The 15100-nt window shown below is 38.6% G+C and carries 12 protein-coding genes and 6 tRNA genes; 16 read left to right on the top strand and 2 right to left on the bottom strand.

Features of this window, described 5'->3' with window-relative positions:
• The first annotated feature begins 10 nt into the window (after nt 1–10).
• Both F3G69_RS06150 and F3G69_RS06145 read left to right on the top strand, forming a co-directional pair.
• Nucleotides 11–1687 (top strand): fatty acid--CoA ligase, encoded by a 1677-nt coding sequence (locus tag F3G69_RS06150; RefSeq protein WP_149714706.1) that lies wholly within the window; start codon nt 11–13, stop codon nt 1685–1687.
• Entirely contained in the window at nt 1687–3420 is a 1734-nt protein-coding gene (locus F3G69_RS06145; protein WP_149714705.1) for an ATP-binding protein, read from the top strand. The genes F3G69_RS06150 and F3G69_RS06145 overlap by 1 nt, the downstream gene beginning before the upstream one ends.
• 783 nt (nt 3421–4203) lie before the next feature.
• Here F3G69_RS06145 and fliI read toward each other — a convergent pair.
• On the bottom strand, nt 4204–5496 hold the full coding sequence (fliI, locus tag F3G69_RS06140) for a flagellar protein export ATPase FliI (RefSeq protein WP_410470298.1): 1293 nt from the start codon (nt 5494–5496) through the stop codon (nt 4204–4206).
• An 11-nt stretch (nt 5497–5507) separates the two neighbouring features.
• Nucleotides 5508–6080 carry a GTP cyclohydrolase I FolE gene (gene folE / locus F3G69_RS06135; protein ID WP_021090409.1) on the bottom strand — a complete coding sequence of 191 codons (573 nt, stop codon included), beginning with the start codon at nt 6078–6080 and terminating at the stop codon, nt 5508–5510.
• A gap of 137 nt (nt 6081–6217) precedes the next feature.
• On the opposite strand from folE, the gene tig reads away from it, so the two are divergent.
• From tig to F3G69_RS06065, 14 genes are all read left to right on the top strand, one after another.
• Nucleotides 6218–7549 (top strand): trigger factor, encoded by a 1332-nt coding sequence (gene tig, locus F3G69_RS06130; RefSeq protein WP_149714703.1) that lies wholly within the window; start codon nt 6218–6220, stop codon nt 7547–7549.
• Complete coding sequence (gene clpP / locus F3G69_RS06125) at nt 7549–8139, top strand: ATP-dependent Clp endopeptidase proteolytic subunit ClpP (RefSeq protein WP_054196008.1); 591 nt, start codon at nt 7549–7551, stop codon at nt 8137–8139. Before tig ends, clpP begins: the two co-directional genes overlap by 1 nt.
• 8 nt (nt 8140–8147) lie before the next feature.
• The gene (locus tag F3G69_RS06120; RefSeq protein ID WP_085657935.1) at nt 8148–9170 is read left to right on the top strand and encodes a GGDEF domain-containing protein; all 1023 of its coding nucleotides are present in this window, start codon (nt 8148–8150) and stop codon (nt 9168–9170) included.
• 14 nt (nt 9171–9184) lie between these two features.
• Nucleotides 9185–9703 (top strand): peptide deformylase, encoded by a 519-nt coding sequence (def, locus tag F3G69_RS06115; protein WP_103600693.1) that lies wholly within the window; start codon nt 9185–9187, stop codon nt 9701–9703.
• Complete coding sequence (locus F3G69_RS06110; RefSeq protein ID WP_149714702.1) at nt 9700–11205, top strand: YifB family Mg chelatase-like AAA ATPase; 1506 nt, start codon at nt 9700–9702, stop codon at nt 11203–11205. The genes def and F3G69_RS06110 overlap by 4 nt, the downstream gene beginning before the upstream one ends.
• Before the next feature lie 2 nt (nt 11206–11207).
• A complete protein-coding gene (locus tag F3G69_RS06105; protein WP_149714701.1) occupies nt 11208–12611 on the top strand; it encodes an NAD(P)H-hydrate dehydratase in 1404 nt (467 codons plus the stop codon).
• Nucleotides 12593–13180: a phosphoribosylglycinamide formyltransferase gene (gene purN, locus F3G69_RS06100; RefSeq protein WP_103600690.1), complete on the top strand. Its 588-nt coding sequence runs from the start codon at nt 12593–12595 to the stop codon at nt 13178–13180. The genes F3G69_RS06105 and purN overlap by 19 nt, the downstream gene beginning before the upstream one ends.
• On the top strand, nt 13173–13895 hold the full coding sequence (locus F3G69_RS06095; protein ID WP_149714700.1) for a TerC family protein: 723 nt from the start codon (nt 13173–13175) through the stop codon (nt 13893–13895). The genes purN and F3G69_RS06095 overlap by 8 nt, the downstream gene beginning before the upstream one ends.
• 479 nt (nt 13896–14374) lie before the next feature.
• Nucleotides 14375–14452, top strand: a tRNA-Pro gene (locus F3G69_RS06090).
• A gap of 9 nt (nt 14453–14461) precedes the next feature.
• Nucleotides 14462–14538: transfer RNA gene (locus F3G69_RS06085), tRNA-His, on the top strand.
• A gap of 6 nt (nt 14539–14544) precedes the next feature.
• Nucleotides 14545–14621 (top strand) — tRNA-Arg (locus tag F3G69_RS06080).
• Between the two features lie 15 nt (nt 14622–14636).
• A tRNA-Arg gene (locus F3G69_RS06075) sits at nt 14637–14713 on the top strand.
• 15 nt (nt 14714–14728) lie between these two features.
• Nucleotides 14729–14813 (top strand) — tRNA-Leu (locus F3G69_RS06070).
• A gap of 128 nt (nt 14814–14941) precedes the next feature.
• Nucleotides 14942–15017 (top strand) — tRNA-Lys (locus F3G69_RS06065).
• Nucleotides 15018–15100: the final 83 nt, after the last annotated feature.

Raw genomic sequence — 15100 nt, 5'->3', positions numbered from 1 at the left:
AGGGTCAATAATGCGATACTCTTATAATAATTTTTATGAAATTTTAACTAAAGTAGCAAAGGAAAATCCAAATCAAGTAGTTCTTTTTGAAGAAAAAGAGAAGCTAAAATATCGCGAATTAAAGCAAAATGTCGATAAAGTGGCGGCTTATTTGCAGCTTGCTGGAGTAAAATTTGGTGATAAAGTAGCTATGGCGGTTACAAACTCGAAAGAATTTATCATCTCATACCTTGCGATAACCGCAATAGGCGGTATCGCAGTGCCTATGAATACTTTTTTAAAAGCAAACGAGTTTGAATATATCATAAATGATTGCGGTGCAAAGGTGCTTTTTGCGTCTAGCTCGCTTGCAAAAGAGTTAATCGCATTAAATGAGCTTGAAATTTTAAGAAAAATAATCTGGATCGGAGCAATACCAAAGAAACTTCAAAGTGCCTCAAAAGATGAATATATAGACACTGACGAAGAGTATGGCGAGAGCGCGTATCTCACTTCAACACCTCAAATTTCAAAAGAGGATATGAGCAAGGGCTATGAAAATAATGGGCTCGTTAAAAACATAAATTTTACAGAAACTCTAAATCACAAATATGCTCTTAGTATCGCAAAGCATCCGGTAATAGATGATTTAATGCATATAATTTACACTTCAGGCACTACTGGCAAGCCAAAAGGTGCGATGATAAGCTATAAAAATATCTTTTCAAATTTAATTGGAGCTCATGATCGTTTTATAGTGAAAAAAAGCGATCGTTTTATAGTCTTTTTGCCGATGTTTCATAGTTTTACGCTAACTGCAATGGTGTTGCTTCCGATATTTGCGAGCGCTTCGATGGTTCTTGTAAAGTCGGTATTTCCGTTTTCAAATGTGTTAAAGCAAACTTTGCTAAAGCGTGTAACTGTATTTTTGGGAATCCCAGCCATCTATACAGCTATCGGCAAGGCAAAAATTCCTTGGTATTTTAGATGGTTTAACCGCATTAGATTATTTGTAAGTGGTGCGGCTCCGCTTGCAAAGCAGACGATAGATGACTTTAGAGTGAAATTCCCACGTGCAACACTTGTCGAGGGATATGGCCTTAGCGAATGCTCGCCAGTCGTAGCTGCAAATTTATATGATAAACAAAAGCTTTTAAGTGTAGGGCCTGTGCTTGATGGCTATGAGGTAAAGATCGTAAATGATGAGATGATGGAGCTTCCAATTGGCCAGATCGGTGAGATCATTGTAAAGGGCGACTGCGTCATGCAAGGCTACTATGGTATGCCAAGCATCACTGATGAGACTATAATAAACGGCTGGTTAAAAACTGGAGATCTTGGCAAAGTCGATGAAGAGGGTTTTATCTATATCGTTGATCGTAAAAAAGACCTCATTATATCAAAGGGCATTAACATCTATCCGCGCGAGATAGAAGAAGTCATTTACAAACTTGAAGCAGTCGAAGCAACAGCGGTAATCGGCGTAAAAGACGTGCATGCAGATGAAGAGGTTGTGGCCTTTATTCAGGTAAAAGAGGGCATGGATCTTGATGAAAAGACAGTAAGAGAGCATTTAAAGAAAAATTTAGCGAATTTCAAGATACCAAAGAGTATCTATTTTGCCGAAGAGTTGCCTAGAAATGCTACTGGTAAGGTGCTAAAACGTGTATTAAAAGAGCAAATAGAGCAGATGAAGGATAAATTTTAGTGAAATACTTGCTTGATTTTTTAAACCAGGACCTCAAAAAAAGTAAAATTTACGAGCTGATAAAGTGCGGCGATGAAGAGGGAGAAATTTTAAAATATCTAAGTAAAGCTTATGTGCAAGGAACGGCTAATATGAGCGTTTTTGAGCTACTTGGAGCAGTCTTTGGCACGCAAAATGATAAGCAGCTTTTGTATCTAAAATTTATAAAAAATTTGCTTGATAGCGGTTGGATTGTACAAAATTATAGTCTTTTTAAAATACCTGAGAGCACGCAAAGAGCTTCAGCTCAAGGGCTACTTTCGTTGTTTCATTCTGAAATTTCTCTATCAGCCACATTTTTAAAAATTCTTGAAGATGGCAACGCTGATATAAATTTGCCAGAACTTACGCCATATGAGGATCATTTGGAGTATTTAAAAGATCAGTTTTTAAAGGTGGAGCTTTACTCAAAGGCTGCTATTTTTGAAAACAGCTCAAGTGATGCCAAAAAGCGAATAAATGAACAAATTTCTGAGCTTACAAAGCGCATAAACGAGCGCGTAAAACTAAGCAAAATTAGCCTAAAGATAGAGCAAATTTTTAAAGAAAATTCGCTTGATGAAAAAGAGCAGATTATATTTTTAGCCCTTTTAAAAGAGGAGTACGCGGGCGACTTTGAAAACGGTCGCGATCTAAACACGCTAGTTGGGCTAATAAGCAAAGACGAGCTTGAACGCATCAAAAATCGTACTCTTTTAGAGGATGGCTCAAGGCTCATCGAGGGTGTGCTCATTGACTACGATGAGGTTTTAAACGCTTATGGCAACGTTAGCAAGAGCTTTTTTATAAACGAAGAAATTTTGCAAAGCATAATGCATCCAAAAAATGATAAAAATAGTAAAAAAATCAAGATCGAAAGCCTGGTAAAAGAGCAAGAAATTTTTGAGCTAATAGAGCCAGTAACTAGCCTAGAAGATGTCGTGCTAAACGAAAAGACAAAGCAGCTTTTAAGCACGATACTAAAACAAGTCGATAAAAAAGTACTCGCTAGACTTAGCAGCTGGGGCATAAAAACTAGAAAAAATATAGACGCCAAGATCATCTTTTACGGCGAGCCTGGCACTGGTAAGACGATGAGCGCTGTTGGGCTTGCAAAGAGTCTAAAGAAGCAAATTCTAAGCTTTGACTGTTCAAAAATTTTAAGCAAATATGTCGGCGAGAGCGAGCAAAATGTAAGAAAAATTTTTGACACTTACAAAGAAATTTGCAAAAAAAGTGGCAGCGAGCCGGTGCTCTTGCTAAATGAGGCCGATCAGTTCTTAAGCACGAGAGTGGAGAGCTCGAGCGGGGCTGAGAAGATGCATAATCAAATGCAAAATATCTTTTTAGAGCAGATCGAGCGCTTTGAGGGTGTGCTGATCGCCACGACAAATTTTTTGCAAAGCCTTGACGTGGCGTTTTCTAGAAGGTTTGACTACAAGATCGAGTTTAAAAAGCCTGATTATAACGGCAGGCTTGCCATTTGGCGTAAAATTTTGCCCGAAAATGCAAGCTTTGAAGATGGCTTTAGCGTAGAAAGGCTGGCTGAGTTTAACCTAAGTGGCGCACAGATCGTACTTGCGCTAAAAAATACTGCTTTAAAAGTAGCGATAAAAGATGATGGGATTTTTACCTTTGAGGACTTTAAAACGACGATAGAGCGCGAGCTAAACTCAAGCTTTGGCGAGGATAAAAAGATGGGATTTGGCTCTTAAGCCTTTCTCTCTTGATTTCATTGTTTGTATAAATTTAAACAAATATAAATAAACAAGAGTCTCTGACGTTGGTGGGAAACCTGCTTTTATCTAATTAGAATTTATGCGTTTGCCGTCACCAAAGTCAGGGAAAGTGTAAGCTAAACTCAAGCTTTGATGAGAAAAAATAGGTCTTGGCTTTTAATCTCTTCCAAATTTTACTATCTCATGTAGCATATGCTTTTTGTTGCGAGGTGAAGTTTAAAGTGCCAGAGATTACTGATCTAAATGTAAAATTTTACTTTCATAGTTAAATTTACGTCATGATTGCTACCAAAATTTACAGCAAGACAGATATCAGCACATAACCACTTGGTATAAATTTAGCTTGTTCGCTTGTCTCAAATTTACTACCGCAGATTTTGTAAGTGGGTAAGTTTTTGTAAAACCCAAATTTTGGAATTTGCCCACTTTGTGATCGCTGTTTGGAATGCGTATTGTGCTTAGAAATAGTTTTTAATACTTTGTCGTTTTGTATAACACAAAAACCGTTCTCACTAAGTTTAAAATAAAAAGCCTCATAATTTTCAAATTCTCTTTCATGATATTTGTAGCAGCGCTTTTTGAAATTAAACAAGAGATGATATAAGTCTTTGAGCGCAATTCTTACATCCGAAGCAAAGAAGTAATGCGTGATCACTTTAGCAATTAGTATAAAAAATTGATTATATTTTTGGCAAGGCCTAAGAAGCTATAAAAATTTTAGTAGCAAAATTTGTCAAAAGGCTTGCAAATTTTAGAAATCTACTGATTGATCTTATCAAGCAGCTCTTCGACCTCTTCGAGTGCAAATGTCTCTTCCGAGCTTTGTTTCAAGAAATTTTCCATAAATTCTTTCTTTGAGATCGCAAGATCAAGCTCCTTGTCGCTACCCTTTTGATATGCACCGATGCGAAGCAAGACTTCGTTTTCTTTTAAAAGCGAGTAAAGACGCTTAAATTTCATCGCATTTAGCTTATGCTCTTTACTGATCACATCGCCCATGACACGCGAGGCTGAGTTTTGGATGTTAATAGGTGGATAAATTCCAAAGTCCGTTAACTCGCGGCTTAGCACGATGTGTCCGTCTAGGATAGAGCGGCTTTGGTCAGCTATCGGATCGCTCATATCATCGCCTTCAACTAGCACGGTGAAAAATGCCGTGATACTGCCCTTGCCCTCCTCTTTGCCGGCGCGCTCCATTAGCTGTGGTAAGAGCGTGAGTGAGCTTGGTGGATAGCCTTTTGATGTAGGTGGCTCGCCAAGCGCAAGGCCGATCTCACGCTGTGCCATCGCAAAACGCGTAACGCTATCCATGATAAAAAGCACATCATTTCCTTGTTGTTTGAAGTACTCAGCCACGCTCATCGCACAAAATGCGCCGTATTTTCGCATGAGCGAGCTGTCATCGCTGGTCGCTACGATGATGACTGTGCCCTCTAGGTCACCGCCTAGATTTTTTTCGATAAATTCAGGCACCTCACGGCCACGCTCGCCTATTAGCGCGACTACTTTTATGGGAGCTAGTGTGTTTTTTACGATCATACCCATGAGCGTTGATTTACCCACGCCTGAACCTGCAAAAATTCCCAGCTTTTGCCCCTTGCCGCAAGTAAGCAGTCCATCTATCGTCTTTATACCAACGCTAAATGGCTCGTTTATAAGCCCTCTCTTCATCGCATCTATCGGTACTCTCATGATCGGCATATACTCAGTCGTCTCGATCGCTCCTTTGCCGTCAATGGGCTTCATAAATGGATCGACCACGCGGCCTAGTAAATTTGGTCCCACAGGTATACTCATACCTTGATCACTCTCATAGACAAAGTCGCCTATCCTAAAGCCCTCGACAAAGCCAAAGGGGCTGATATAAGCGCCATCTGTCTTTATTTGTGTGACCATTCCAAGACCATTTTTGCTCTTATCTTTTGCAACTATACGCACGATATCACCGATACTTGGACGAAGCCCAGTGATCTCGATAGTCGTAGCTGTGATTTTAGTTATGATGCCAAAGGTGTTTGAGAGCTTTACACCCTCTTTAAGCTTTAAATTTATATGTTCTAAGCTCAAAAATGCGTTTCCCTAGGAGAATTTATAAGCGAGAAAAATTCTCGTCTTGTGTCTGCGTTTTTGATAAAGCAGCCTCTAAGTGCTGAGGTTGTCGTAGTTGAGTTTATCTTTTGCACACCTCTCATCTCAACGCACATATGCCTAGCCTCGACGACGACTCCAACGCCTTTTGGAGCGATTACGTCCTCAAGTGCTTTTGCGATCTGCTCAGTCATTTGCTCTTGAATTTGCAAGCGTCTGGCGTAGATATTTACCATGCGTGGAATTTTACTAAGGCCAACGACCTTGCCATTTGGAATGTATGCTACATGCACTCGGCCGATAATAGGCAACAAATGGTGCTCGCAAAGGCTATAAAACTCGATGTTTCGCATGAGAACCATTTCATTATTTGAGCTAGTAAAAAGTGCATCACCAAGGACCTCTTTTGGATCTTCATCATATCCGCTAGTTAGAAATTTAAACGCTTTAAAGACACGCTCAGGCGTCTTTATAAGCCCTTCTCTATTTGGATCTTCGCCTATTATTGTTAGCATGTTTTTAACCGAATTTTCAAAGCTCTCTTGCATAAATTTTCTCCATAATTTTATTGCCAGATTCTACGTTAAAACGCCTTTTATATCTATAAAAATTTACAAATTTACAATGAAATAAGGAAAATTCTGCTATATTTTGGGCTAAAAATTTGTATTCATAAAGGAATTAGATGGAAATCAAAACAAAAGCTCTAGATAGCGTAAATACCTTAGCAAGCACGACTATAAGTGCAGATGCTATAAAATCTAGCGTAGAGAAACTAGCAAAAAAAGCAGCAAAAACTATGAAAGTAGATGGCTTTAGACAAGGCCATGTGCCAGTTGCTATTGTGCTAAAACGCTACGAGAAAGAGCTAACGAACGATGCTGAACAAGATGTCTTAAGAGATGTTGTTGATGAGGCTATAAAGCAAGCAGGCAAGAAAAACGATGACCTTATCGGCGAGCCTATCGTTTCAAAATTTGACAGAAAAGATGACAAGATCGATGTTGAGCTAACAGTTTCATTTAAGCCAAGTGTCGATGTGAGCGGCTATGAGAGCTTGATACCTGAGTTTTCAAACCCACGTGTTTTGAAAAAAGATATCGATGAGAAAAAGAGCGAGCTTTTAAAAATGATAGCTCCACTTGAGAAAATTGATGGCAAAAGAGGTCTAAAGGTTGGCGACTTTGCTAAATTTGACTTTGAAGGCTTTGTTGATGGCGTTGCATTTGATGGTGGTAAGGCTGAAAACTACGTGCTTGAGATCGGCTCAAATCAATTTATCCCAGGCTTTGAAGATGGTATGGTAGGCATAAAAGCTGGTGGCGAAAAAGATATCGAGGTTAAATTCCCAGAAAACTACGGCGCTGCACATTTAGCTGGCAAAGACGCTGTTTTTAAAGTCAAACTTCATGAAATTCAAGAGAGAAAAATCCCTGAAAAACTAGATGAAGAGATGCTTAAAACTCTACTTCCAAATGAAGAAAAACCAACTGAAGAGCTACTTGATGAGCGTATAAAAGAGCAAATCCGCCAAGAGAAAATTTATAAACTTATAAATGATGAGCTTAAGCCAAAATTTGCTGAAGCTGCGGTTGAGAAATTTAAATTTGACGTGCCAAAAAATATTGTCGAGCAAGAGATTGATATGCAGTTTAGAAACGCATGGAGCTCATTTACTCCAGACGATATGAAGAAATTTAGAGAGGACAAAGATGCTCTTTCTAAAAAACGTGACGAGTTTAGAAAAGACGCTGAAAATAGCGTTCGTTTAACTTTCATTATTGATGAGCTAGCTCGCGTAAGAGGCGTGAAAGTAAGCGATCAAGAGGTTGTTCAAGCGATCTATTTTGAGGCGTATAGAAGCGGTCAAGATCCAAAAGCACACCTTGAGATGTACCGCAATCAAGGCATGCTTCCAGCTATAAAGATGTCAATGATCGAAGAGAAGCTATTTGGTGAGCTCTTTAACAAAGAAAAAGACGAGAAAAAAGCAAGTAAAAAAGAGAAGGCCGAGTAATGAGCTATTACGTTCCTGTCGTAGTTGAAAGAACTAGTAGAGGTGAGCGAAGCTATGATATATACTCCCGTCTTTTAAAAGACAGGATCGTTATGCTAAGTGGTGAGATAGAAGATGGCATGGCCGCTTCTATAGTTGCTCAGCTTCTATTTTTAGAGGCTGAAGATCCGGACAAAGATATCTACCTTTATATAAACTCACCAGGTGGCGTGATAACAAGTGGCTTTAGTATCTATGACACGATGAACTACATAAAGCCAGATGTTTGCACGATCTGCATCGGACAAGCCGCTAGCATGGGTGCATTTTTATTAAGCTGTGGTGCGCCAGGTAAAAGATATGCATTGCCAAATTCTCGCATCATGATACATCAACCACTTGGCGGCGCTAGAGGACAAGCGACTGATATCGAGATACAAGCTCGTGAAATTTTGCGTATGAAAGAGATTTTAAATGGAATTTTGGCCAAAAATACAGGTCAAAAGCTAAGTAAGATCGTAAAAGATACTGAACGTGACTTCTTTATGAGTTCGGCCGAAGCCAAAGAGTACGGACTTGTTGATAAAATTTTGGAGAAAAGTTTTAAATAAGGCCCAAAGTGATAAAGATAGATAATGCACCAGACCCTAAGAAAAAAGCGGTTGAGGTAAAACATATTCTAGAAAAAGAAAAGGTAGATATCTACAAATTTTCAGAAAATGTTTTGCATGAATTAAGCGATGATAATGTTCCATCTACGCCAAATAATTATTCTATTTATTTTGAGAAAATGCTTGATGGGCAGCCTGATGAATTTAGAAAAGAGATCGGTGATATGATAGTTATAAATTCCGAGATCTCAGTACCATCAGGCAGTAATATCTCTATTGAAAAAGAGATAAAGCAAGGTTTTATCCAGATAAAAAGCATGCTTCAGGCTGTGGTGCTAATCTATAAAAATTTAGGCATCATGAGAGGCCTAGTACAAAAGCGCATGGATGCACTCAAAAATAATACAAATATCCTAGCTCTTCAAAATGTTTTAAGTGCATTTAACCATGACTTAATAAAATTAAACAGCCTTATGGATAAGCATCTTGATGTCATTAAAGTAAGCTATGACGAAGTAGCTAAGATGCTTAAATCTATTGAAGAGCAGTCGATTTATGATACGACATATGACGTTTATAATAAAAAATTTCTAGTAGCCACAGTACAAAGTGAAGTAGAAGCTGTTAAGAGATATGGCTATAACGCATCGTTTTTACTAGTAAGAGCAAAAGATAGGTTTACAAATCGTGTTAAAAATTTAAAAGAGCGAAACAATATGTATAAAGCTATATCACAGCTTCTTTTAAGAACTTCTAGAAGAAGCGATATAGTAGCTCATTACGGTGATGGCTGTTTTGCTATGGTTATGAAATATACTGATGAAAATGGCACAAAACAAGCCGGTAGCAGAATTTTAAATATGCTTTCATCTATACCTTGGAAGATTGATGGCGAAGAGTGCAAGCTTGATATCCAAGTGGTTTCAAGCATGATAACAAAGACAAGAAGTGCTGAAGAATTAATCTCTTACTCGTTAGATCAACTAATACTAACACAAGATGATGAGCAGCCTATATTTTTGGGTGAATAAGTAGGAGTTTGGGCTTGATCTTAGAGGTTTTATCTTATCCAAATAAAAAACTTTATGAAGTCTCAAAAGAGGTTAAAATTTTTGATGAGGAACTTCACAAACTACTTGATGATATGTATGATACGATGATTGCAAAAGAGGGCATTGGCCTTGCAGCTATTCAAATAGGTGTCGCAAAAAGAATTTTTATTATAAATCTAGCCAATGACGAGGGCGTACAAGATAAAGAAAATTTAATCGAAATCATAAACCCAAAATTTGAACTACGTGAGGGTGAGTGTGTCTATCAAGAGGGCTGCCTTAGTGTACCCGGATATTATGAAGATGTAAAAAGAAATGAGGTTGTGGCTATCAAATATCAAGACCGCTTTGGCAAAGAGCAAAGCTTAAAGGCTGATGGGCTTTTAGCTATTGCTATCCAGCATGAAAATGATCATTTAGATGGACATCTTTTTATAGAAAAAATCGGCTTTAATAAACGTAAAAAATTTGATAAGGAATACAAAAAGCAAAAAAAAGAAAAAGCTTCATGAAGTCTTTAAGATGTGCTACTTACGGCGATGGACTAAAGATAATTGACGTTGAGTCTATCTTCTCTCGCGGGCTTCCTGGTTTTAGCATCGTTGGGCTTGCAAGCACAAGCATAAAAGAGAGCACAGAACGCGTAAAAGCAGCACTTCTAGTACTTGATTTTTCCTTTCCAGCACAAAAGATAACCATAAATTTATCCCCTTCAGATCTGCCAAAAAGTGGCTCACATTTTGACCTAGCTATTGCTCTTCTTATAGCTCTTCAAAAGGCAAAAAACTTAGAGAAAATTTTTGTTTTTGGCGAGCTTGGACTTGATGGAAGTGTAAAAAGCACAGCAAATTTATTCTCAATCCTTCTTTTTTTAAGCACACAGGTAAAAAACGTAAAAGTCTTAGTACCAAAAGAGATAGCACAAAAAGCTTCTATGATCCCAAATTTAGAGATTTATGCGGTTAGTGTTCTAGAAGAGGCGATTAGGTTTTTTAATGACGCAGAATTTGCAAAAAGCATACGTTTTAACGCTACGCATGAGCTATTTTCAAACGTATTAGAAATTTCTGGCAAAAGATATGTTCCAAATTTAAACTTTGAGCTTGATTTTAAGGACGTTTTGGGTCAGGATCGTGCCAAAAGAGCCTGCGTTATTGCAGCTGTTGGCATGCACAATATTTTATTTGAAGGCAGCCCAGGTAGCGGCAAAAGCATGTGTGCAAAACGCCTAGTTTACATCATGGCGCCACAAAGCCTAGAAGAGGTGCTAAAGTCTGCCGCTTACCGCTCTTTAAACCTTCAAGATAGCGAATTTACAAGTATTAGAGCTTTTCGATCGCCACATCACACCTCGACAAAAAGCTCGATATTTGGCGGAGGCTCAAACGTCGCAAAGATCGGCGAGATCGCACTTGCAAATGGCGGAGTGCTATTTTTTGATGAGTTCCCTCACTTTGCAAAGCAGGTGATAGAAAGCCTTAGAGAGCCACTTGAAGACAATCAAATCCACATCGCAAGAGTGAATTCAAAAGTGACTTACGAGACTAAATTTATCTTCGTAGCAGCTCAAAATCCATGCCCTTGCGGAAATTTATTCTCTCACAACCTAAATTGCAAATGCAGCGAAAATGAGATAAAAAACTATAAATCAAGAATTTCAGCTCCAGTGCTCGACCGCATTGATTTAAAAGTTGCCATGGACGAGAGCTCGCCAGGTGACAAGGCAAGTTTGAGCTCACAGCAGATGAGTGATATGGTTTTAAAAGCCTTTATATTTCAAAAAAAGCGCGATCAAGATGAGCTAAACGGCAAGCTAAATGACGCACAAGTAGAAAAATTTTGTCTACTGGATAATGAAGCAAGAGAAATTTTACAAAAGGCAGCCTCGAGGTACAATCTTTCTCAAAGAGGCATAAAAAGGACACTTAGAGTGGCTAGAAGTATCGCTGACCTTGATGAGAGTGAGCAAATTTTAAAGCCCCACATCTTAGAGGCGCTTAGTTTTAGGGCATGAAGATGAAAAATTTATATTTAGATACAAGAATTTTAGACGAGCGAGCGAGCAAGAAATTTGGCCTTAGTGAAGAGCTTTTAATGGAAAACGCTGCCGCTGGCATAGCAAATTTCATCCGTAAGAAATTTAAAAAAGGCGAGAGGGTGCTTGGCATTTCCGGTGGTGGGAATAACGGTGCTGACGTGCTTTGTGCTTTAAGGATGTTAGAGGGCGAGTTTGAATGCGAATTTATCTTAGCTAGTCAGAATTTAAAGCCACTAGCCATTAAGCAGCTTGAGCGAGCTAAATCTGCTGGCGTGCGAGAGAGTAAAGACGCAGAAAATAGCTTAAATAGCGCAAAATGCGTCATAGACGGGCTTTTTGGCTCAGGGCTAAATAGAAATTTAGACAAAAAGCACATAGAGCTTATCTCAAAGATAAACAAAAGCTCTGCCTGCACTATCGCTTGTGATATGCCAAGCGGGCTAAGTAGCGAGGGCAAAGTACTTGGTGCTTGCGTAAAAGCGGATATCACGATCACGATGGGAGCTAGAAAGCTTGGGCTTTATAGCGACGCTGCAAAAGACTTTGTTGGCAAGGTAAAGGTCGCTGATCTTGGTATAAGCGCGCAAAACTACGAATGCGAGAGCGACTATCACTTGCTTGAAAAATGTGATCTTGTACTTCCAAATAGAAAAAATCAGTGCGTAAATAAGGGCGACTTTGGCCACGCATTTATCATATCTGGCGAGCGCATAGGAGCTAGCATGCTTTGCGCAAAGGCGGCATTTGCCTTTGGGGCTGGGCTAGTTAGTGTGATAAGTAGTGAGAGTCTAAATTTACCAATGCAGATCATGCAAGCAAGCAAGATAAGCGATAAAATGAATGCCGGAGCCATTGGTATGGGACTTGGTGAAAATGGTATAGAAGAGCTTGATGCACAAATTTTAAAGAGCAAAAAACTTGTTCTTGACGCTGATATCTTTTACAGCGCAAAAGTGCTTGATCTATTAAATGAAAACTGTGTTTTGACACCTCACCCAAAGGAATTTTGCTCACTTTTAAGGCTTTGTAATATAGCAGATATCGACGTAAAAACATTACAAGAAAATAGATTTGCCTATACTAAGTCTTGGAGCGAGAAATTTAAGGCTGTGCTAGTACTTAAAGGCGCAAATACGATAATCGCTAAAGACGGACAAATTTATATCATGCCTTATGGTAAAAACACGCTTGCAAAAGGTGGCAGTGGCGACGTGCTAAGCGGACTCGTGCTTGCTCTTTTGGCTCAAGGCTACGAGCCACTGGATGCTGCCATCTCGGCTACACTAGCTCATGCACTAAGCCTTAAAAATTTCAAAAAAAATAGCTATGCGCTTAGCCCAACAGACATTATAAAAGGAGTAAAATGCTTACAAAAAAAATAGCCGTACTTTTTAGCGGTAGTGGCTCAAATTTAGAAGCGATACTTAAAAAAGTTCATAATCAAATTTTTAATGGCGTAAAGATCGAAGTTTGCCTTTGTATTTGCAACAAGCCAGGAGCATATGGCATCGAGCGAGCTAAGAAATTTGGGCTTGATACGACGATAATAGAGAGTGCCAAATTTGCAAATAGAGAAGAATTTGACGCTGCAGTTGTGGAGCAAATTTTAAAAAGCGGCGCTGAACTAACAGTGCTTGCTGGATTTATGAGGATATTAACTCCTGTTTTTACATCAAAGATAAAAGCCATAAATTTACATCCTTCCATATTGCCACTTTTTAAAGGCGCTCATGCGATAAAAGAGAGCTTTGAGAGCGATATGATGATAGGTGGTGTCAGCGTGCACTACGTGAGCGAGGAGCTTGACGGAGGTAAACTCATTGCACAAAGAGCGTTTGAAAGAGAAGATGGTATGAGCTTAGAGGATTGGGAGAGCAAAATCCATGCGATAGAGCATGAAATTTTGCCTGATAGCATAATAAAAATTTTAACAAAGGAAGCAAATGTTTGAATGGTTTAGTTCGCCAGAAGCGTGGATATCACTACTTACGTTAACTGGCTTAGAGATAGTTTTAGGCATAGATAACATTATATTTATTGCTATTTTGGTAGGTAAGTTACCTCCAGAGCAGCGCGGTAGTGGTAGGATTGTCGGCCTAGGGCTAGCTATGGTGACTAGAATTTTACTTTTACTTTCATTGTTTTGGATCATGAAGCTAACAAAGCCACTCTTTACTATCGCAGAATTTAGTATAAGCGGCCGAGATTTGGTGCTTATACTGGGCGGTCTATTTTTACTTGTAAAATCAACCCTTGAAATACATTCTAGTGTTTCTGGTGAAGGTGAAGAGCATAAAAATAGCAAAAAATCACATGCAAATTTTTTGGTTATTGTAAGCGAGATAGCTGTTTTGGATATTGTTTTTTCTCTTGATAGTGTTATCACGGCTGTTGGAATGGCTGAGCATATAGAGATAATGATCATTGCTGTTATTTTAGCAGTTGGTGTAATGATGGTAGCATCAAAAGGTATTTCTAATTTTGTAGATAATAACCCGACTATAAAAATTTTAGCACTTGCATTTTTGGTGCTTGTGGGCATGACACTAGTTGCTGAAGGATTAGGATTTCATATTCCAAAGGGATATATCTATTTTGCGATGGCATTTTCATTGGCAGTTGAAAGTATAAATATCTATGCTAAAAAGAAAATGTTAGCTAAATAATATTTTTACGATGATGAAAAGCTAATGATAGGATAGATAAAATGTCAATCATATCATTAGCCTATCAAGTGATTTTTGTTTGTGGAATTTTAAGTAAGCAATTTTATAAAAATTCTAGCCCAAAAAGATAAATCTGTATAAATTTAAAAGAAAATTTTGCTAAGTATGAAAGGCATAATAGATAATAGATCAATGTTTGTTTCGTTGCATATTAGTTAAAATATTCATGTCAGGCTACTTAAAAATCCGTGAAATAAAGGTTATACTTTATGGTGAGGTAATAAGATAGAGAAGCAAAAATATGGCCTGTGTAAAAAATTAAGTATTTGGTGAAGTATTAATTAATATTTTTGATTGAATTATCTTTTATATATAATTTCTATTAATTTAAGTGTTTTTTAATTGACTTTATAAAAAAAACAAGTTAAAATACGACTTTTTAATGAGGTAGTGGCATAAACTTACAAACACGACTCAGGCGGGGTGTAGCGCAGTCTGGTTAGCGCATCTGGTTTGGGACCAGAGGGCCGAAGGTTCGAATCCTTTCACCCCGACCATGTTAAATGGTGAGTGTAGCTCAGTCGGTTAGAGCATCAGATTGTGGTCCTGAGGGTCGTGGGTTCGATTCCCATCACTCACCCCATTTTGGGCGCTCGTAGCTCAATTGGATAGAGCGACAGACTTCGGATCTGTAGGTTATGGGTTCGACTCCTATCGGGCGCGCCACTTAAAATACTTTATGCGCTCATAGCTCAGCTGGATAGAGCAACGGCCTTCTAAGCCGTAGGCCTCAGGTTCGAATCCTGATGGGCGTACCACTTTATTGTTGTTGTGCGGATGTGGTGAAATTGGCAGACACGCCAGACTTAGGATCTGGTGCCCCACGGCGTGAAGGTTCAAGTCCTTTCATCCGCACCATTCTTTTTTATAATTTGAGATAAACTTATATTATTAAAAATTAATATTGTAAAGCACTGGATACTTTTTATTGTTTCTTGACATGTAATAATGTTTTTTGTATAATCTCAATTCTTTTTTAAACAAATGTCTTGCTAGCTCAGTCGGTAGAGCATCTCACTTTTAATGAGGGGGCCGTTGGTTCGAATCCAACGCAGGACACCATTTTTGGGTTTATGACCCTTTCGTCTAGTGGCTCAGGACTCTACTTTCTCTGTGTAGAAACAGAGGTTCAAATCCTCTAAGGG

Origin of the sequence: Campylobacter concisus (assembly GCF_902460625.1) — a bacterium.
Taxonomy (GTDB): domain Bacteria; phylum Campylobacterota; class Campylobacteria; order Campylobacterales; family Campylobacteraceae; genus Campylobacter_A; species Campylobacter_A concisus_AD.
The sequence above is the reverse complement of the archived record's forward strand: the minus strand, read 5'-3'. Positions and strand labels throughout refer to the sequence as shown.